Genomic DNA, 18659 nt, shown 5'->3' on the forward strand with positions numbered 1-18659 from the left:
GTTATAATTTAGGGGTAATTTTAATGAAAAGGGCGTTTCTTACAGTTATCACGGTTAGCCTAATCTTATCTAGCAACTATACGATTGCGAAGACTCTCAAAAGTACAGAGTATGAATTTATTGGACACTGGATTTTCAGTAAGGCAGAAACAATTGAAAGCTTTGAAAATTCAGAAATGAATGAAGAAGAAGTTCATAAATTCTCAAAGATATTAAAAAGTCAGGAAATAGTAATATCTGACGGCCTATATTCTGTTTATCCAAGTAGAGGAAACCCCATAAGAACTCATTTCTCGCTAATAACTCCACCGGATGATGAAGGCTGCTTTGTCCTTCAATTTGAAGACACAAGAATACCACTGGATATACAACAAAATACATTCTGTATCAGAGAGGGGAAACTTCTATTGCCCGCTCCAAAGGGCGCAGAGGAAGTCTATAATAGAAAATTATAACAAACACATTAAGTCGCTTCGCTGGGACAGTAACACGTGGGCTCTGTCGCTTCGCTCGGATTTTAGCCCACGCGTTACTGCCCCTTATGTGGGTGTTATGTTTCAAGTGGATGTCAGATGAAATTTCTCTTTATTCTTGTTCTTTTAGGGTGTGTAGCCTGCACGTCGTTGGGCGCTAAAAAAAATGATGTAGAAAGCAATTTCTTTGTAGGCATCCAAAATGACGTTTTAGTATACGAAGGGTCGATAACTAAGTTTTCGAACCTAACGATTTTTCAAGCATTTGAAAAGTCGAAGGAAAAGCCAAAAAAACTTATTATTTCAAGTTCAGGTGGAGAAATTGGTGCAGGGATGGATCTCGGTGAGTGGATACACAGCAATAAACTAAATATCGAAATAAAAAATCTCTGTTTATCCTCGTGTGCAAACTATGTTTTACCCGCTGGTAATATTAAATACTTGCATAAAGACACAATTTTAATGTGGCACGGAAGTGCTTGGCAGAAACAGTGGGATACCACAGATTCTGACGAATCATTTTATTCTAGCTATTTACCCAAAATGAGAAAAAGAGAAGCTGCTTTTTATCATAGAATAGGAGTAGACAATCTTATTACTGTGTACGGACATAATGAAATGACCATGTGGGATAAATTAAAATCTTTTTTTGGCAAAGATTTAATAGGATGGGATTACAGCTTAGATGATTTAGAGCGATTTGGCATATCGAAAATTATTCTCATAGACAATCATTGGGACTGGCGCGAATATCAGCCTAAAGCTCGCAACGCGATAAAACGGATTACATTAAAAAAGAACTATTCATTTATGCTTCATAGGTTTGAAACAAACTAAACAAGACAGGCATATTTCTTTTCTAGACAGGCATGTTTCTGTATACCCACCTATCTGAGTTGTTATTGAAGGCTATATTCCAGTAATAGCAAAGTCTATTGCACCTATTAGCAATTCGCGGGATTGCGCTAAAGAACCGATGCAGTCTTTTAGCACATCTTCGGGTATGGAACTCAGTTGTTGAGCCAGGAATAGGTACGTCTCGCCTTCGAATTCTATCTCCGGTGTTAGGTTTTTCATATAAAGACTATTTCTAGTCTTATTCTTTATCAGAGGTACAACTAACCTTGTTGCTAACTGGTCAATTACAGAGTTCTGAACATCTACAAGAAAGGGGTAAGCTTTATTTGTTTTTGAGCTTGGGTTTCTGTAAACATCAAACTGTGCCATTAGAAGTTCCTGTACTCATCACCTATACAGCCGTTTTCAGCAATAAACTCGTTGTACGCAGCGATGGCAGCTTTGTTTTCTTTTTTCCATCTTTCTTCTTCAACGCTTTTTAACTTGTCTTTAAGTGCCTGTTCTAACGTTGCAGATAGGTTAACTTTTAAGTCACGAGCTTTTTGCAATAAGTCGCTATTTAAGCTTAAGTTAGTCGCTTTTTTTGGGGCATGGACGTCATATAAATCTTGCATGTTATCACTCCAAATAGTCTTATATATTTAGTATACGCATGCGGATGCGCATTGTAAAAATGCCTTCTACTTAACGAGGCAGAAATCTTTGTGCAGAAATATACATTTTGTGTCCGTCTTGCTATCTACTAACCGGTAGAGCTAACCAAGTAAGCGCATTGCACTTTGTCGACCTTGCACACGTTGCTGATGTTGATTCTGCGCGTATTGCTCTAAATGAGTCACCTTGCCGGCGGCGTGCTTAAAGCAGGTTTCAAACTGCGTGGTTAAAGTTATCCAATGTTCGTGTTCAATATTGAGACGCTCTAGAATAGGGGGGAGGTTATTCTGAACCTTGCCGCGTTTATTTGGATGAATATATCGGCTGGTTATATCTACAAGCTGTAAGTAGTCTGGAAGAGTAAAAGGTAAACCGTGTGGCATCTCTTGCCTTGGATTGCCTGCAAAAGGCATAAGTCTTTTCGGTGTTTTGCCTACCTTGGCTGCGTTAATACGGTATTGAATGCTGGTATGGTCCGATATTTCAGGCGTTTTGGCCATCTTTGCTCGTACTGGGTTTAAATCAACATAAGCCATACAGGCGGCAAGGGCTGACTCATCCAGTAGCGCTTGCGATTTAAACCGTCCTTCCCAAAAATGCCCTGTGCAGTTGTCTTCTTTATTTGCGGCCCTAGCAATATATTCATTCAGTGCACGCATAAACCAGCTGATATCAAATAGCCTTTTACGCCATACTTCAGCCGTTATCTCCACCGTCTTAATTTGGGTTTCATGTAATTCTTTACGTGAATCTGCTGACATGTAGCGCTTCGAGAGTAATGTGCCCTTGTACAGTTTGTGCCAACGTTGAATCACGTCCTCTGTACTTAGTGCGTCTGCTTTCTCTTTGTTTACGTGTAATACCAAGTGCGTATGGTTACTCATTACTGCATAAGCACATACATCAATGGCGAACACCTCACTTAGAACATGAATACGGTCTTCTACCCATTGGCGACGATGTTCAAAACTTCTATCGTTTTCCTCGCCACATAAAAAGGCACGACGTACACAGCGGGAAATACAGTGATAATAGGGCGTATCCGATAAACTAATTTGCGACTTTCGGGCTTTAGGTATTGCAACTGTCTTACTCTGATTAACTCGTTTAGCAGTTTGAATGGGGAGTTAGATTTAAAAAAGTGTACGAGGGGACAGTTTTGATTTTTCTAGTTATGCCTGTCATGTTAAGTTTTCTAGATAGCAACTCAGATGATTTTTCTAGTTATGCCTAGCCCCAAACAAGACAGTCATGTCTGCATTTTATGTCTGCATTTTCACCTCGCGGTTACCATACAGCCATGGAAATAATATTTGGCAATATTTATCACCGCTAAGAGCATGTCTTTTCAAAGCTGGTTTTTCGTTGTTTAACGGCTTTCAATAGTTTAAGGTAATTACGAGATTAAGGAACAAGTCCCCAGTATTACTAAAAAAATTATTATCTGGGTGACCTATAAACTAACAGTTTTACAAGGAAAAGTTATGCGAAACAAAATATTTGGTGCTATAGGCGCGTTATGGGGTGGTGCTGTTTTTTTTAATGGAATTTTAAGTCAACCACAGCAAGGGGCCTCGGCGTACCAGGCTGGCCAAACCGGTGCATTGATATTTGGTGGACTAATGCTTGTTGTAGGGCTCTACTACTTTTTTAAAAAACCAAAACAAAAAGCGCTAGATGCAGAAACGGAATAAAATTCAAACATTTCGTTAGACCCCTCCCAGAAAAGTTGAGTTAATGATGGGAGGGGCATCCTCATCACCTCAGCAATGCTTGACAAAAGAATGCTTTCACGCCAATTGGTTTTAATCTTTAAATAGCTAAAGGTACCTCTTTCTCCGGTTATCATCTCAGACTATTTTCAATCTTTTAAGTTGTACGAAGCTTAGATGATATGAGGGAATTGAAACAATTAATATGAAATACGTTGTTATTACTGCACTCTTTCTTTTTTCTACCCCTGTGTTTTCTCAAGTTTACAAATGTAAATCACAGAGTGGCGCTCTCAGCTTTTCTGACAAACCTTGTCAGAATGGGGAGGTTCAAAGAAAGTTGTACGAAAAAATAAAAAACACAAACTGGATAGAGAATGTTAAGGCACAAAAAGCATCTACAATTTCTATAACAGAAGTGGCCGAAATCGAAGGGGAAACCATTATCAAATATGCCTTCGAATCGCAGAGAGATAGTAACGATTTCGTTAGGCTTGTTAGTACATTAAGTAAAATGAATGTAGAGCTTTTTAAATTCGGCCAACTAAAAAATAGTGAAGCTGGCAATGCGGAAGTTAGAGTAACAAACAAGCCAAATAAACTATTCGACAACCTTTAACCCTACTTGTGCTCAAAGACGCTTATTTTAAATTAAAGCAACAATATCGATTAAACAAACGATTAAACAAGACAGGCATCTTAGTGATGCATCGTTTATTTTAGTCTCGCTAGGTATGATGTACTTTTTGGAAACCTTGTATGCTTAACATCATACAACTAATCAGACATGGAAAGTGATATGTGGTTTAAAGACGTAGAATTAGAATCTGAAAATATAACGCTTACTCCCTTAACAATGGCACATGCTGACGCTTTAGTGAATGCAGCGATGGACGGTGAATTGTGGAAGCTATGGTTCACATCAGTACCTAACGCTGAAACTATTAGTGATTATATTGCGACAGCACTAGAGCAGAAAAGCAAAGGGCTATCGTTACCCTTTGTCGTGATACAAAAAGCGAGTGGGAAGGTTATTGGCTCAACGCGCTTTTGTAATGCTGACCTTATTAATCAGTAAGCAAAAATAGACAGGCATGTTTGCGAGGGAACGTACGGGCGGGTTAGTTTGCCCTTTAGAGCATTAATTAATGCATCGCTTGTTATTGTCTCGCTAGGTGTAACGTACTTCCTGGAATCATTGTATGCTTAGCAACATACAGTCAGAAATACATGGAAAGTGAAATGTGGTTTGAAGATATTGAGTTAGAGTCTGAGAATATAAAGCTCACTCCGTTAACGATGGAACATGCAGACGCTTTAGTGAACGCAGCAAGCGACGGTGAATTGTGGAAACTATGGTTCACCTCTGTACCAAACGCTGAAATCATAGATGACTATATTACGACAGCATTAGAGCAGAAAGCTAAAGGGCTATCGTTACCGTTCGTGGTTATAGACAAAGCGAGTGAAGAGGTTATCGGCTCAACACGCTTTTGTAATGCTGACCTTTTAAATCAAAGGGTGGAAATTGGTTACACCTGGTACAGCAAAAGCTATCAGAAAACATCATGCAATACCGAATGTAAGCTACTTCTTCTTACCCACGCTTTTGAAAGTCTCGGAGCAATCGCTGTAGAGTTCAGAACAAGCTGGCATAACCAAGTTTCACGTAATGCTATTGCGCGTTTAGGTGCTAAACAGGATGGTGTGCTAAGGAATCATCAAAAAATGCCAAATGGTGGTTATAGAGATACGGTTGTGTTTTCAATTATTAATACAGAGTGGCTAGCTGTTAAAGAGAACTTAACTTTTAAGCTCTCAATGCGTTGCTAGCACAACATGCAATATTAAATAGGCAATTAGGGTTACATTTTTATAAAGTAAGCAATCACGCCTCTAATGTTAAAACGTTAAATAACAATAAAAAGCAGGAGAGAACATGCACCCAAATAGACATGCTATAGCTTTCGGAAGTCTAGTATTTTTGGTGGTATCAGTTGTATTAATTATTGCTGCATTATTTTGGGGTTGGCCAAAATACAAAGTATATAAAAAAGAGATGGACGGTATTGCCGCACTAAAAGAAGCAGAGTGGAGCAAACAAATACTGATTGAAGAAGCCAAAGCTAGAGAGCAAGCAGCCCTGATGCAGGCGAAAGCGAGAGTAACATTGGCTCAAGCAGAGGGTGAAGCGAAAATTGTACAGGCTAAAGCTGAGGGACAAGCGGATATCGAGCGTGCAAAAGCTGCTGCTGAGGCTAATAGAATCATCGGTGAATCTCTTAAGGGAAATGAAGAATACCTTCGTTACGTATGGATTAAGGGGCTTCAAGATGGAAAGGGTGAACGCATCTATATTCCAACCGAAGCTGGCCTTCCAATACTTGAAGCGGGTAAAGCAGGGAATTAATCGTTGGCAGTAGCTAAAAAATGTAATTCTGCCGTTTGAAATTGGTGTGGGGCCGCTAGAGCTCTTGGCTGTTCGCAGTTGGCTTATAAATTATAGAACAAACAGCAAGGATGAAGTCATGAGCAGACACAATTTTTCAAGTTATACCATTGAAGAATTATTAGACTGTAAGCAAAATATTGATGACTAAATAAGACAGTCACTTTTATGTGTTTTTGTATTTTTAGTGGTGTTCATGTCCGTTAGCGATAATGCCTGGGTAATTATTTGGATAGTTCCGATTCAGCTTTATTTTGACTATCATTATGCTGCCTTGAAATCCTTGGGCGATACGAGTACTTTGGATGAACGGTAAGAATGCCTGTACTGCTATAGCTATTTGTTTAAACCTACACTTACGGTACTTCTGACAGGTATACTTTAAGCGTTCTAAGTAATACATTTAATTTGTAAATTGAATGAGAAAAAAGGAATGTACATGCCAATTAAGAAATGGATTTTTCAGTACAGTATTGCTTTTCCCATATTGTCTGCTTTGTTTTCTAGCGTTCAATATATTAAAGGTCAAACAGTTTCTTACTCTGTAACATTTGGACTAACCTGGGCCGTTATTTCCATAGCCATATTTGCCACTCGTCGTGCATACAATTTTAAAAAGAACATCGACTGCCAGTTGTGTAACGACTTAAACGGAAAAGACGCGCAGCGAAAAAAGAGCTTCTTGTTGTGAAAGGGTGATTCACGATATAAGCGTTAAAAAAGCGCATGCTTTTCGTCGAATTTTTACTCTGCAAGATTAAAAGGATTTAGGTTTATATATGAACAGTAGAATCGCTTTGTTAGCGTTTAACACTCTAGGTGGTGCCATACTTTCATTAACTGCTTTCATAGCCGGTGGCGGGGCCACGTCATCTCTTAATTTATTATATTGGGGCATATTGCCCGGTTTGCCTTTTATAGTACTTGCTGTTTTAGGGGCCTTTAACAATAAACTGAGCCAGCGAAGCCTTCTCTTTATGACTTTAGCTGCATTGTTAGTGACATCTGCTAGTTACGGGCAGGTTTTTGTGTTTGTTGGTGGTGGCGCGAATATTGGTGCTGGCCTTATGATTTTATACAGCCCAATTGCTTATATAGCCGCTATATCAATTGGATGGGCAATCGGCGAACTTTTTCATTTTAATCATGGTAAGTAGTGAATCTTGCGATCGTTCATTTGGAATTTGAAAGCAATGTGGTAAGTACCTTTTAAGGAAAAGCAATGGAGCCCATTAACAAGTTCTGCCCTCGATCTGGCAAACCAGTAAAACCTGATTCGCTAACCGAATATCGTGGCTATACGGTAGGCTTTTGTAATCCTGGGTGTAGCAGCGATTTTGCTAAAAACTTCCAAGCAAGCCCGAACGATACTCAGTATTTTGATGTGCTAATAAAAGAAAAGTTTGGGAAATAAACACTTGCTAACTTACTTCTAACAAGTGCTAAAGGGCTTTAAGAAGGGACAAAGATTTGACTAAAATTTTAATATTTGGAAATTCCGGTTCTGGCAAATCTACGCTAGCGCGCCGTTTGTGTGAAACTCAAGGTTTAGCGCATTTAGATCTCGATACCCTTGCATGGAAACCCACTAGCCCGCCAGAAAGAAAACCGGTTAAAGAGTCGGATCAAGAGATACAGGCTTTTACCGCTTCTAATGAGACTTGGGTAATTGAAGGGTGTTACACAGACCTGCTTAAGCTTGTAGAGGGGCAGTCTTCAGAAATTATATTTATGAACTTACCCATTGAGTTGTGTATTGCTAACGCGAAAGCACGACCTTGGGAGCCCCATAAATACGATACCAAACAAGCGCAAGATAATAATTTACCTATGCTGATAGACTGGATTGCCCAATATACAAAAAGAGACGATACGTTTTCTTATACTGCACACCAGCAGTTTTATGAAAACTATAGTGGTCATAAAAAAATGGTTACTAAAAATGAAAAAAGCTGGTATTTCGGTTTAGCTAGCATTTAAGAACAAGTACAGCTTTTGCTTAAATTTCTTTATTAATAATATCCACAATTCTTCGCACAAAAAACATTGCCAAAGGAAGGCCAGCATGAAAACTATTTTGTTCGTTTTATTTTTATTACCTTCTTCTTTTTGCTTTTCTGATGAGTTACCCAGTGAATTTAAAAATGATTTGATCTACCTAACACCAAAGCTTACTGATGGTACAACTATTACTTTTTTTACGGATACAGGTGGCGGGTGGAATGCGATTTCTAAAGAACTGAGTGATAAATACCATTGGCATACACAGACAAAAGAAGCCGAAGATGGGCCTATCGAGGTTACTTCTATGCCTCAGTTTGATAAATCTGTTTCTATACCAGGTGCAGGTCTTAATAATTGGTGGAAAGGCAAGTTACAAGTTGTGCCAAAAGGGGATATTAGCCGGAATGGAATGAGCGACGGGACCTTAGGTGGGCGCTGGCATGCTGAAAAGATTATTGAATTCGATTACCCCAATAAGAGCATATCTGTTTTAAATGAAGCACCTCTATCAGACACATTAATAACCGTACCATTAGGGTTTCAGAAAAATGAAGAAGGGCAATACACGTTAGCATTCGCTAGTATTGATATTTCAGTGGATGGAAAATTAATTCCCATGCTTCTAGATACAGGTGCGTCAGCATGGCCTTCAAGTGAAGCAGCAACTGTCGCAGGTTTACCAGAAGTACAAAGTGGAACGTCCTTTATAGCTGCTTCTATATTTGATGAATGGACGAAAGCTCACTCCGATTGGTTAGTGATTGAAAACGGATGCCGAGTTTCAAACCAAGATATGATTCGCGTTCCGGCTATAACCGTTGGTAAATCGACGATAGGGCCTGTATGGTTCACGCGCAGACCCGACCCTAATTTTCATCAATTTATGTCTTCTATGATGGACAGGCGAATTGATGGGGCACTAGGTGGGTCTGCACTGAAGTATTTGCGCATTGTTGTCGACTATCCTAACGAGCAAGCATATATTCATAGTGCCATTTGAAAGCAAATTTAGCTTTGCCATCTCAAGACGGCTGTAAATAGGCTCCAAAAAAGCACAGACGACGAAAGTTTTCGTTTAAGACGAAACGTGGTACTTTCAAACAAAAAGCGATACACAAATTAAAAGGATATCTATGAAAAGTTGGACTTCTCTTCTCTTAATTGGCGTTCTAGTTGCTGGTTGTGCTTCTACAAGTAAGAAATCAGCGGATCTTGGTAAAGGCTTATTGATTATGTCTACGGATACCAGCTATATCGTTGCTGGTACACAGATTGACAAAGACAACGGCGCGGCATTGATGTCCGCCCTTGATAATACCGGGCATAAAAAGCTAATAGTGATTGAAAAAGATATAGAGCATCTTTTAACGCTGCGAGAACAGTTCAAAACAAAGGGGTATTCACTTTTCTACATAGACAGCGAACGCCGAGTTAAAGCCGTTTCTTTATAGGCGAAGTTTATAATACCTATATCACGTAGCAGTTATGAGCACACTTCTCACTCCCTTTTCACACTATTCAGCCTAAAATCAGCGCAAACCTAAGCAATCAATTCGAGTGGCCAATATTTTTTTACATTGCCAGTGTATTGCTTATCGCAATGGATGAGCCAATAGACAGTGTGCAAATCTACTTGGCTTGGGTATTTGTAATTGGCAGAGTGTTGCACAGCATTGTTCAAATATTTACCGACAATATTAGATTGCGTGGTATGGTGTTTATCATCAATTTTGTCGCTGTGTTGGCTATGTGGGCCTTGATTTTTATTGGTGAAATTGGCATGTAGTCTCGCCGTTAGACGAACCAGAATACCAAGTAAAGGGCGTCGTTAGCGACAAAATTAAAAGACAGCGACTGTTTAATAAAAGCACCGTTTAGTAAAAGCACTATTTAGTAAAACCAACAAAGAGCATTAATGTTATGGAAGACGTTTTAGAACCGCTGGGCCGCTTTGTACTTCGAATACTCAAGTGGATAGTCGTAGACGCTATCATTAACTTCGTGATAACTGGTACAGGCCATGTGGTGCTTAAGCTTCTAACCTTTGGCAAATATCCGCGAGCGGGTAGAGACGAAGGAAGAACTTTCGCTGTTGGTTTTGTTAGCTTAGCCGTTGGTTTGGTCTGCCTTGCGCTGATTGCTTAATTTTACAAAAGGGTATAACAATGAACATGGAAAAGTGGGCAAAAACGCGAGAGAAAGGCAAACAGCGCTTTGTTTTAGTAAACGGTGTTTTAGGGTGGGGCGTACCTACTGCCATCCTCTGGGCCTTACTAATGGAATTTCTTGACCCATTAGAAAATGTTTGGGTGCGCCCAATCATCGCTTTGATCATTTTTCCCATTGCAGGTATCGCTTTTGGCCACTTAACGTGGAACAAGTCTGAGAAAACTTACGAAAAACACGCAACTAATACTCTGTAATTTCTCCAGGCTGGTTTTTTACCTGTAACCCAGTAAAGTAAAAGTTCTAATTTCTACAAGCTAAATCAGAGAAGTACATGGAAGTATCGAAAGCAAGTATTCAAAAAGCAGTAGCGAAAAATATTATCTCTGAACAGCAGGGCGTTGACCTCTACAGCTTCTTTCAGGCAGAAAGCCAGCATACTCCCGCTTTCACCTTTACCCACATTCTCTATTACTTGGGCGGCCTTATCGCTATTGGCGCCATGACTTTGTTTATGAATTTGGGGTGGGAACAGTTTGGCGGGCTAGGGATAATCTTCATATCATTGCTCTACGCTGGTGTAGGCTTAAAGCTAACGAACTCTTTAGCAAATAAAAATCTTATTATTCCTGCAGGTATTTGCGCAACCTTTGTAGTGTGTTTAACACCGCTTGCTATCTACGGTTTTCAACAGTGGCTTGGCCTTTGGCCCGAGAACGATGCAGTCTACCGTCAGTTTCATACACGCGTTAAATGGCTGTGGTTATACATGGAACTAGGCACTTTAGTGACTGGCTTAATCATAGCTTGGCGGTACAAGTATCCGTTTTTGATAATGCCTATTGCAGTAACACTGTGGTACATCAGTATGGATGCTGTCATGCTTTTCATCGACCAAGACGATATATGGAACTCTCATACGTGGGAATTTCGCGCACAAGTATCTATGTACTTCGGCATACTCATGACCCTATTGGCTTTTTGGGTTGACTTACGGTCAAGGCACTCTGCCGACTACGCATTTTGGTTATATTTATTCGGTATTATTGCGTTTTGGGGCGGGCTTACTAGCCAAAACTCAGACAGCGAACTTTCAAAGTTTTTCTATTTTTGTATAAACCTAGTCATGGTTGGGCTAGGCGCATTATTGGTTCGAAAAGTATTTGTGATATTTGGTGCGTTAGGTAGCTGTTTCTATTTAGGGCACTTGGCCTCGAATGTGTTTAGAGACAGTTGGCTTTTTCCTGTTGCGTTAACGGCTATTGGTTTAGGTGTGGTGTATGTAGGAATATTGTGGCAAAAACATGAAGTTAAGATTACGCGCAAAGCCCGTAATGCTTTGCCAAAGCCGCTTCAGGCACTTTTAGATAGTAAGCTTTAAATAAAGACTGCCTGATGATTAAGCTCCATATGGTTTCAAAAAGTACAAATTTAAGATGTGCGTATTAAAATTTATCGTACAAAATCTGTGATCTATTTAATCAGATTTCACAAATAAATGTTAAAATTAGCCAACAAAATAACGATTAGGGAATGACATGGACTTTCTTTTTAATGTACTGATTTGGGTCGGCGTGGTTATTTTCGCCATTTTTATTATCGGCTTTATGGCAGCAGCTAAGTTAAACAAAAGCCAAGATGGTAATAAGAAGTAGACTACCACAAAGTTGCTTTTTATGAAGGCAGGCTAAGTCATCAAAAAACTACACTTCTTGTAAACTATTTAGGTTTCCTTGCCTCATTCGTGCTGCTGATTACTTCTAAAACTCTACATTTGTTATCTATGATGCGTCATGCAGAGAAGCTTTACATGTAACGATAGCTCAATTACATACGCTAACCATGTTTTTTGTGCACCCACCCATAGAGGGGATATTAATGCTCAGAAACTTCGTTAAAAAATCAACGATACGTCGCTAAATTTGTTAATATGTCAAAAAAATGATGGCTATTGTCATCACATCATTGCATCACTCGTTTGTTTCTGGCTAACTATCGCCATTTTTATCTACGGTATTAATTATGTTATTCAAAAAGAAAGCGGTCAGCGCTTTATGTTCTTTAATTATCAGTTTTACAAGCTTTCAAACTTTCGCAAACGCGCCATATGAGTTAATGGGAGTGACTACTGAAACTGGAGAAAAGCAGTCTTATGTAGCAGTGAAAAACGATGTTACCTTGCCTGTAACCGTTATTAACGGAACGAAAGAGGGGCCCGTTTTATTACTTACCGCTGGAGTTCACGGCGACGAGTATCCGTCAATGTTCGCTTTGCAGCAACTGAAGAAATTGATAAAACCGAATGAGCTAAGCGGTGTGTTGGTACTAGTACACTTGGCGAACGTAGAAGGATTTCATGCTCGTCTCATCGCACTAAATCCTAAGGATTATAAAAACCTTAATCGTGTGTTCCCTGGAAGCGAAAACGGTACGCACACTGAACAAATAGCAAACATTCTTACAAATGAATTCATAGGTAAAGCCGACTACCTGATTGATATGCACTCGGGTAGTAATAACGAAACTCTTCTTAATCATGTGTATGCCCCATTCGTCGGCGACGAAGAACTTGATTCACGCACTTTAGCGCTCGCCAAAGCAACAGGCATGCGCCATGTTGTTCTCTATGGAGATCGTCCGCGCGATCCAGAAAATGCTATTTCTTATCCTAATGCAGCAATGACGCGAGGTAAGCCTGGCTTAACCACTGAAATTGGTCATCGAGGTTTATCAAACGAAGAGTTTGTTTTAGAGGCAATCGACGTTGCTAAGAATTCTATGCGATTTTTAGAAATGCTGCGTGGAACGCCAAAAGAAAATAAAAAGCCAAGTGTTTATGAATCAGTAACACCAACTCCTGTGACTAAGGACGGTTTCTTTATTGCAAGCGTAAAGGTGGGTAATTTTATTGCTGAAGGTCAAAAGGTAGGTACTGTTACCGATTATTTCGGCAATGTAATCGAAGAAGTATTCGCAGCGGTATCTGGGCGCATAATGATAGTAAATAAAACGCCACCGGTGAGAGCAGGAGAGTCAGTGGTAAGTATTGGGGTTATTGCGAAAAAAGATAAGCGAAAAAAAAGATAAAAGTTTAGCTTTCCACGTATTAGGGTGAATAAAAACGTTTAATATTTTCACCCTTTTTCTTAAGTTCCCCCGTTTAGTGATAAAAGGGGGAACATTATGCAAACAACAATTCTACCAAACGCTAAATCTCAGCGTTTAGTACAAAAGACAATATTTCCATTCGCTAAAGCGCCTTTCCACAAACGCGCAACTAACGTAGCCACTATTACTCTTGCTGGTGGAGTAGTAACGGCTGGGCTTTTCGTCTTAATGGCAGAGCTTATTAAGCAAGATAAGGTAAACATAAGCGAGACACCGACTGTGTTTTTTGAACCTATCATCTACCAGCCTGAAGATGAACGGACTATTACTAAAAAGCCTATTGCGCCAATTGAGCAGGTAATTAAAACGCCGCCGCAAAAAGTCGTCGAGATTGACCCCGAGCCAAATGACGGCCCGGGTAATTTCGAAATAAACACTCAGGTTCCTAATACTGCATTGAATTTATCGATAAATTTAAATAGTGCTCAAGGTGATATGCAGGCTACGCCTCAATTTAGGGTCGATCCTACTTATCCGCCACAAGCGAGTCGTGACGGTATTGAAGGTTGGGTAAAGCTCGGGTTTACGGTAAGTGCTAGCGGCGCTGTATCTGATATAAAAATATTAGATTCTGAGCCCAAGCGTGTGTTTGATAGAGCAGCACGCCGCGCGCTTAAAAAATGGAAGTACAAACCAAAGCTGGACGGCGGTAAACCTGTTAGTCAACCAGGTATGGTTGTAGTATTAGATTTCAAACTAGAACAATAAGGACAGCCTATGAGTATAGGCGCAAGCTTGCAAAGCCTGTTTCAAGGTAAGCGCGAAAAATCGCTGGGAATGAGTGAAAGGCTAATGCTGCAATACAGCGCAAAAGGTGATGAAGCATCGTTAGCTGCACTTTTTGATTTACACAGCACTAAGCTATTTTATTTCCTTAAGGTATTAAGCGATAGCACCATAGCTGAAGATATAAGCCAGCGTACATGGATTAAAGTTATTGAGCACCGCCATTTATTTAAAAGTGGCGACAATTTCCAAGCTTGGCTGTTTACCATTGGCAGGCGAGCACTTATTGATGAGTTTCGTAAAAACGCCAAGCTTGAATATAGTAACGAAGCTGTAGAGGAATTTACTGTTTCTGAGCTAGTTAAGCACGCGCACTCTTCGGTAGAAGAAGATGTGGCTAAAGGGTTAGAAAAAGACGTGTTTAAAGCTTGTTTAGCGCAACTGCCTTACAAACAGAAAGAGGCGCTCTCACTGCAGTTAGAGGGTTTCAGTTTATCGCAAATAGCTGATATGTGCGGCGCTGAAAAAGAAACGGTGAAAACACGAATTCGATATGCAAAAGACAGTCTTAAAATTATGCTGGAGAAATTGTAATCATGTCTATCTCAGATAAAGAGCTACAAGAAGCCTTCAGACGCAGCCAGCTGGTCCAAAAGCAAAATGATTCAACAACTCAGAAAGCAAACGCCCGGGTACGCGCCAACGTGCTTGCGCACAACAAGGCTAAAGCAAACGGCAGTGAAACAGGGCGTAATCTCGCTGCGGTGGCTTCGCACTTTCGTGCCTATTTTGCGTCATCAACCCTTCGATTTACCGCTGTGGCATTTGCTATTCTTGCCATGCTCGGGGTATACAACATCGGAACATTCCAAATCCGACACTCGTCAGGTATGCAAACTGCTGCACACAGTGTAGATATTGTTCACTACCACGGTTTTGAGGGTGAAGATAAATTGCTGGTTAATAGCAGTAATGAAAACTATCAAGCGCGTTTCAATGCTTATACTCAGCAATATGTTGAGCGTAGTTTAGTAGCAAAAGCAGTAACCCAGCAGCCTGCCACCTTGAAATCACAAAATGGGTATTGGCTATTAGTAAATTGTGAGAATCAGCGAGTTGTTGTTTCTGAGAGCCTTATTGCATCGTTAGATATTAATGGCCGTATAGAAGGGGATATTAACGTGGGTACCCAAGTTGCGCTAGCATTCGATAGTCAAGGAAGGATACTGTCTATCAAACAGCCTACTAAGCCGTTGATGTGCTGATATATAAATCGTGCTATTGGATAATAGAAACGCAAAAACGAGGCTGGTAGATGTGAAAATTGCCTAAGCCTCGTTTGTTACAAAGTATGGTTGTTAAACTTACTTGTCTAAATCGTGCGCTCTAAAGGCATTGGGGAGTAACTCACCAATAGTAGTCTCGAATGTCTCGCCACTTTGACTTATCATAGTGACAGGGGTTTCATCTGGTGCAAACTCAGCAATTTTTTGTCTGCAACCGCCACACGGAAAACAAAATTCATCGTTCGGGCTGGCAATAACAATGTGTGAAATGCGTTTTTCACCTTGTGTAACCATATTGCCGATGGCCGTGGCCTCAGCACATTGGCCTAAAGGGAAGGCCGCGCTTTCTACGTTACACCCAGCAAAAGTTTCACCACTGGGAGTAAGCACAGCCGCACCAACTTTAAAATTTGAATAGGGTGAATGAGAGTTTTTCTGTGCGTTAAAAGCAAGTTGTGATAGTTGTTCTAAATTATTTTTCTTCATAGCTACCTGTGTTAACCACCCAATACGCTTTACTTTTATCACCAAATGCGAGAAGGTTGGCGGCATTAGCGCCGCGGACAAGCGTATATTAAATACTCAGGCGGTTTTTTCTTTTTATATAGAATGCTTTTTTACCATGTGCAGAAACGTTAGTCTCATCTTTTTTTCTCTATTCGCTGCTATTTTAACCGGTTGTGCCCAAACACCGTCTGTTTCGGAAAGACCACAGATGGGGAATCTACTTTTAGCTGAGCCTGCTCCTGTCAATCCTCGGTCTGAGATGGCAATTGCACGCTATAATCAGGTACTAACTAGCCCGGCGCTTTCAGATGAAGACAAAGCCGAACTGCATTTTCAACGAGGCATGCTTTACGACAGTGTAGGTCTTGCAGGCCTAGCTCAATTTGATTACACACAAGCTATTAACTTAAAGCCAGATCTGGCAGAGGCCTATAACTCTATGGGCATTCACTATATCCAGCAGAGTGACTTTATTCAGGCTTACGACGCCTTTGACTCTACATTGGAAATTAATCCGGAGTATGATTTCGCGTTCTTAAACCGCGGTATTGCACTTTATTATGGCGGCAGAGCAGAGCTTGCCACTGATGATTTAAATCGCTTTTTTAAGAAAGACGACAGCGATCCGTTTCGCGCGCTGTGGGCTTACTTTGCGCATCACGATGTATCAGAACTTGAAGGGCAAACTTACTTAGCGTCTATCCGACCTACGCTCGACAATGACCATTGGGCAACTACGCTGGTGGATTTATTCCTAGGTACTGTCGGCGAAAACGATGTGCTTAACTCATTGCTAGATGGTGTTAAAAGCCAAAAAGCGTTAACCGACCGACTATGTGAAGCGTATTTTTACTTAGGTAAGTTTCATTCTCTACAGGGAAATAGCGGCATTGCATCGAATTACTTCAAGCTTGCACTTAGCACAAACGTGTTCGATTACGTAGAACATCGTTACGCGAGAATGGAACTTAATCGTTTGCGTGATAAAGCTAGCAACGTTGTAGCTAGCGAAGAGTAAGCGCAAACCATTATGCGAGGCTTATTTTTAGCAGTCTTCGCACTGCTTATCGTTGCGGGCGATAGCGGGCGCTATACCCCTCAACTTATATGTAACGCAATTAGCGTGTTATTACCATCACATCACAATAAAGATGTTGTCTTATTGGAAGTTGAGGAAACACGTACGTCTGATAGTGAACAGTCTGATACTATCGCTTCAAATAACACTGATACTACCCTTGAAAATAATACACAAAATAACGCGCTAGCGCTGCTTTGGCTCGCTGCAAAGCAAGGTAGTGACACTGCCCAAGCCTATATGCTTGAGATATTTGAAAGCGCATATAACAACGGCTTTACCTCTGCTGCTATTACTGATGAAGATACGGCGACCTATTTTCTGGAGAAGCTAGTTAATCTAGAAAATGCCGACGCTGCGTGGCTGTTGTACCAAATTTTAGGTGAAGAAGGTGCATCAGAGCGTTTTATGCGTTTAGCGGCACTGGGCGATGTAGCTGAAGCGCAGTTAGCCTTCGCGATGTCTACCGATTCGCCAGAAAAGCGGGAAAAGTGGCTGGTACGCGCAGCCTCGCAGGAATATTTGCCTGCACAGGCCGCATTGGCCGATTGGTACTTACTTCAGGGACAACAGCAGTTAGCTAAGCCTCTGCTGGCAGCAACAGCAACACTTGATATGCAAAGTGCTTTTAAGTACGCAATGCTTTTGTGGGGCGAGGGCAAGTTTTCGCAAGCTAAGCCGCACTTTAAATTCGCGGCGCAAAAAGGGCATCAACAAGCGGAAAAAGCCCTAAATGTAATTAAGCTTTATTCTCCGCACTCAGTGGCGCAAGCAATAAAGCAATCTGGCACTTTCAGTTGGGGTGATAAAGCAAATTGCCTGCAGCGTGTTCAACCTTTCGCAACAAGCTTGGCGACCATCATACGAGCGCACGAACTTTATCAGTCATTTAACGATGATGCGCGCCTTGAAGACCTTTCTATCTGTTTAGCTCCACCTATTTGGCTTAAATCTGATGTGTTGGAGTGCGATGCCAACTATAGAAGGGCTGGCATCTTGGGGTGTAATATTTCCCCATTAGCGAATGTCGCCAAAAAACGTAAGTTTAGTCATGCAGTTGTGGTGGCCGAGCAGGGTAAAGCGAATGTTCAAAATGGTGTAATGTATCTAGATATCAGCGATGCTTATTCAGTATTCGTGCACGAACTTGCGCATTTTGCTGGCTTTGCTGACGAATATCCTATTGGCAAGGGTATGGCAAACAAGCTGTGCGATGAAGATGGCATCGAAGATTTCCTTCCGCCTAACGTCATTGTAGATACTGATCACTGGTATGCACCGCATAAAACGGTAGAAAATTGGCTGGCGATAGACCCTGCAACTATTATTGCTCGTGCGAAAACCTGTTCAGTGTTGGGGCTCAATAGCTACAAACCTAGCCGACGAATTACCTTTATGGAGCACCACGATAGCGGCGTGATCCCGCCCTTATATCTAGTCCTTTGGCAGCAACAGCTTGAAAAGCAAAATGCGCAGCGTCCCATCTCAATGAATTTCTTCCAGGCTTTTCACAATAGCGGTAATCAAAAAGAGGCGGCCCACTGGCTAGCTGAGTACGAAGCATTTACCGGCAACTAA

General features: G+C 40.9%; 27 protein-coding genes. 23 read left to right on the forward strand and 4 right to left on the reverse strand.

All coding sequences use genetic code 11. The features are described from left to right. Together ACXAER_RS00005 and ACXAER_RS00010 are read left to right on the forward strand one after the other, a co-directional pair. Window positions 1-455: hypothetical protein (locus ACXAER_RS00005; protein ID WP_474825403.1), on the forward strand; the 455-nt coding region annotated here is incomplete at its 5' end. Window positions 456-572: 117 nt separating this feature from the next. After that, a complete protein-coding gene (locus ACXAER_RS00010; RefSeq protein ID WP_474825405.1) occupies window positions 573-1310 on the forward strand; it encodes a hypothetical protein in 738 nt (245 codons plus the stop codon). A gap of 72 nt (window positions 1311-1382) precedes the next feature. On the opposite strand, the gene ACXAER_RS00015 is transcribed toward ACXAER_RS00010, so the two are convergent. The 3 genes from ACXAER_RS00015 to ACXAER_RS00025 form a co-directional block, all read right to left on the reverse strand. Next, on the reverse strand, window positions 1383-1700 hold the full coding sequence (locus tag ACXAER_RS00015; RefSeq protein ID WP_474825407.1) for a CcdB family protein: 318 nt from the start codon (window positions 1698-1700) through the stop codon (window positions 1383-1385). After that, complete coding sequence (locus tag ACXAER_RS00020; protein ID WP_474825409.1) at window positions 1700-1945, reverse strand: type II toxin-antitoxin system CcdA family antitoxin; 246 nt, start codon at window positions 1943-1945, stop codon at window positions 1700-1702. The genes ACXAER_RS00015 and ACXAER_RS00020 overlap by 1 nt, the downstream gene beginning before the upstream one ends. Before the next feature lie 141 nt (window positions 1946-2086). Continuing rightward, the gene (locus ACXAER_RS00025) at window positions 2087-3064 is read right to left on the reverse strand and encodes a transposase (protein WP_474830461.1); all 978 of its coding nucleotides are present in this window, start codon (window positions 3062-3064) and stop codon (window positions 2087-2089) included. Between the two features lie 405 nt (window positions 3065-3469). Here ACXAER_RS00025 and ACXAER_RS00030 point away from each other — a divergent pair, with 405 nt between their 5' ends. The 19 genes from ACXAER_RS00030 (at window position 3470) to ACXAER_RS00120 (ending at window position 15475) form a co-directional block, all read left to right on the forward strand. Next, the gene (locus ACXAER_RS00030) at window positions 3470-3679 is read left to right on the forward strand and encodes a hypothetical protein (protein ID WP_474825411.1); all 210 of its coding nucleotides are present in this window, start codon (window positions 3470-3472) and stop codon (window positions 3677-3679) included. Between the two features lie 223 nt (window positions 3680-3902). Continuing rightward, window positions 3903-4316 (forward strand): DUF4124 domain-containing protein, encoded by a 414-nt coding sequence (locus ACXAER_RS00035; protein WP_474825412.1) that lies wholly within the window; start codon window positions 3903-3905, stop codon window positions 4314-4316. A gap of 180 nt (window positions 4317-4496) precedes the next feature. After that, window positions 4497-4775 (forward strand): GNAT family N-acetyltransferase, encoded by a 279-nt coding sequence (locus tag ACXAER_RS00040; RefSeq protein ID WP_474825413.1) that lies wholly within the window; start codon window positions 4497-4499, stop codon window positions 4773-4775. Between the two features lie 164 nt (window positions 4776-4939). Next, a complete protein-coding gene (locus ACXAER_RS00045) occupies window positions 4940-5530 on the forward strand; it encodes a GNAT family N-acetyltransferase (protein WP_474825416.1) in 591 nt (196 codons plus the stop codon). Between the two features lie 106 nt (window positions 5531-5636). Further along, window positions 5637-6107: an SPFH domain-containing protein gene (locus tag ACXAER_RS00050; RefSeq protein WP_015067176.1), complete on the forward strand. Its 471-nt coding sequence runs from the start codon at window positions 5637-5639 to the stop codon at window positions 6105-6107. Window positions 6108-6585: 478 nt separating this feature from the next. Then, window positions 6586-6837 (forward strand): hypothetical protein, encoded by a 252-nt coding sequence (locus ACXAER_RS00055; protein WP_474825418.1) that lies wholly within the window; start codon window positions 6586-6588, stop codon window positions 6835-6837. A gap of 88 nt (window positions 6838-6925) precedes the next feature. Beyond that, window positions 6926-7303, forward strand: a complete 378-nt coding sequence (locus tag ACXAER_RS00060; RefSeq protein ID WP_474825421.1) for a hypothetical protein — start codon at window positions 6926-6928, stop codon at window positions 7301-7303. Between the two features lie 65 nt (window positions 7304-7368). Next, window positions 7369-7560, forward strand: a complete 192-nt coding sequence (locus ACXAER_RS00065) for a YHS domain-containing protein (protein WP_458731851.1) — start codon at window positions 7369-7371, stop codon at window positions 7558-7560. 56 nt (window positions 7561-7616) lie between these two features. Continuing rightward, window positions 7617-8126, forward strand: coding sequence for an AAA family ATPase (locus ACXAER_RS00070; protein ID WP_474825423.1), 510 nt, complete (start codon window positions 7617-7619; stop codon window positions 8124-8126). Window positions 8127-8211: 85 nt separating this feature from the next. Then, window positions 8212-9150 carry a hypothetical protein gene (locus tag ACXAER_RS00075; protein WP_474825425.1) on the forward strand — a complete coding sequence of 313 codons (939 nt, stop codon included), beginning with the start codon at window positions 8212-8214 and terminating at the stop codon, window positions 9148-9150. Between the two features lie 133 nt (window positions 9151-9283). Next, window positions 9284-9601: a hypothetical protein gene (locus ACXAER_RS00080; RefSeq protein ID WP_474825427.1), complete on the forward strand. Its 318-nt coding sequence runs from the start codon at window positions 9284-9286 to the stop codon at window positions 9599-9601. A 77-nt stretch (window positions 9602-9678) separates the two neighbouring features. Beyond that, a complete protein-coding gene (locus ACXAER_RS00085; protein ID WP_474830463.1) occupies window positions 9679-9936 on the forward strand; it encodes an MAPEG family protein in 258 nt (85 codons plus the stop codon). A 134-nt stretch (window positions 9937-10070) separates the two neighbouring features. Then, window positions 10071-10295, forward strand: a complete 225-nt coding sequence (locus ACXAER_RS00090) for a hypothetical protein (protein ID WP_474825429.1) — start codon at window positions 10071-10073, stop codon at window positions 10293-10295. A 20-nt stretch (window positions 10296-10315) separates the two neighbouring features. Next, complete coding sequence (locus tag ACXAER_RS00095) at window positions 10316-10573, forward strand: type III secretion system chaperone family protein (RefSeq protein WP_474825431.1); 258 nt, start codon at window positions 10316-10318, stop codon at window positions 10571-10573. A gap of 77 nt (window positions 10574-10650) precedes the next feature. After that, complete coding sequence (locus ACXAER_RS00100; protein WP_474825433.1) at window positions 10651-11697, forward strand: DUF2157 domain-containing protein; 1047 nt, start codon at window positions 10651-10653, stop codon at window positions 11695-11697. A 734-nt stretch (window positions 11698-12431) separates the two neighbouring features. Continuing rightward, window positions 12432-13403, forward strand: a complete 972-nt coding sequence (locus ACXAER_RS00105; protein WP_474830465.1) for a succinylglutamate desuccinylase/aspartoacylase family protein — start codon at window positions 12432-12434, stop codon at window positions 13401-13403. Between the two features lie 96 nt (window positions 13404-13499). Continuing rightward, window positions 13500-14192: a TonB family protein gene (locus ACXAER_RS00110; RefSeq protein ID WP_474825435.1), complete on the forward strand. Its 693-nt coding sequence runs from the start codon at window positions 13500-13502 to the stop codon at window positions 14190-14192. 9 nt (window positions 14193-14201) lie between these two features. Beyond that, window positions 14202-14804 (forward strand): RNA polymerase sigma factor, encoded by a 603-nt coding sequence (locus ACXAER_RS00115; protein WP_474825437.1) that lies wholly within the window; start codon window positions 14202-14204, stop codon window positions 14802-14804. A gap of 2 nt (window positions 14805-14806) precedes the next feature. Then, window positions 14807-15475, forward strand: coding sequence for a hypothetical protein (locus ACXAER_RS00120; protein WP_474825439.1), 669 nt, complete (start codon window positions 14807-14809; stop codon window positions 15473-15475). A gap of 99 nt (window positions 15476-15574) precedes the next feature. Here ACXAER_RS00120 and cdd read toward each other — a convergent pair whose 3' ends face one another. Continuing rightward, entirely contained in the window at window positions 15575-15982 is a 408-nt protein-coding gene (gene cdd, locus ACXAER_RS00125) for a cytidine deaminase (RefSeq protein ID WP_474825441.1), read from the reverse strand. A gap of 136 nt (window positions 15983-16118) precedes the next feature. Between cdd and nlpI the strand changes: the two genes are divergently transcribed. Together nlpI and ACXAER_RS00135 are read left to right on the forward strand one after the other, a co-directional pair. After that, window positions 16119-17021 carry a lipoprotein NlpI gene (gene nlpI, locus ACXAER_RS00130; RefSeq protein ID WP_474825443.1) on the forward strand — a complete coding sequence of 301 codons (903 nt, stop codon included), beginning with the start codon at window positions 16119-16121 and terminating at the stop codon, window positions 17019-17021. 12 nt (window positions 17022-17033) lie between these two features. Next, the gene (locus ACXAER_RS00135) at window positions 17034-18659 is read left to right on the forward strand and encodes an SEL1-like repeat protein (protein ID WP_474825445.1); all 1626 of its coding nucleotides are present in this window, start codon (window positions 17034-17036) and stop codon (window positions 18657-18659) included.

Source organism: Alteromonas sp. AWJ4_199, assembly GCF_056159165.1.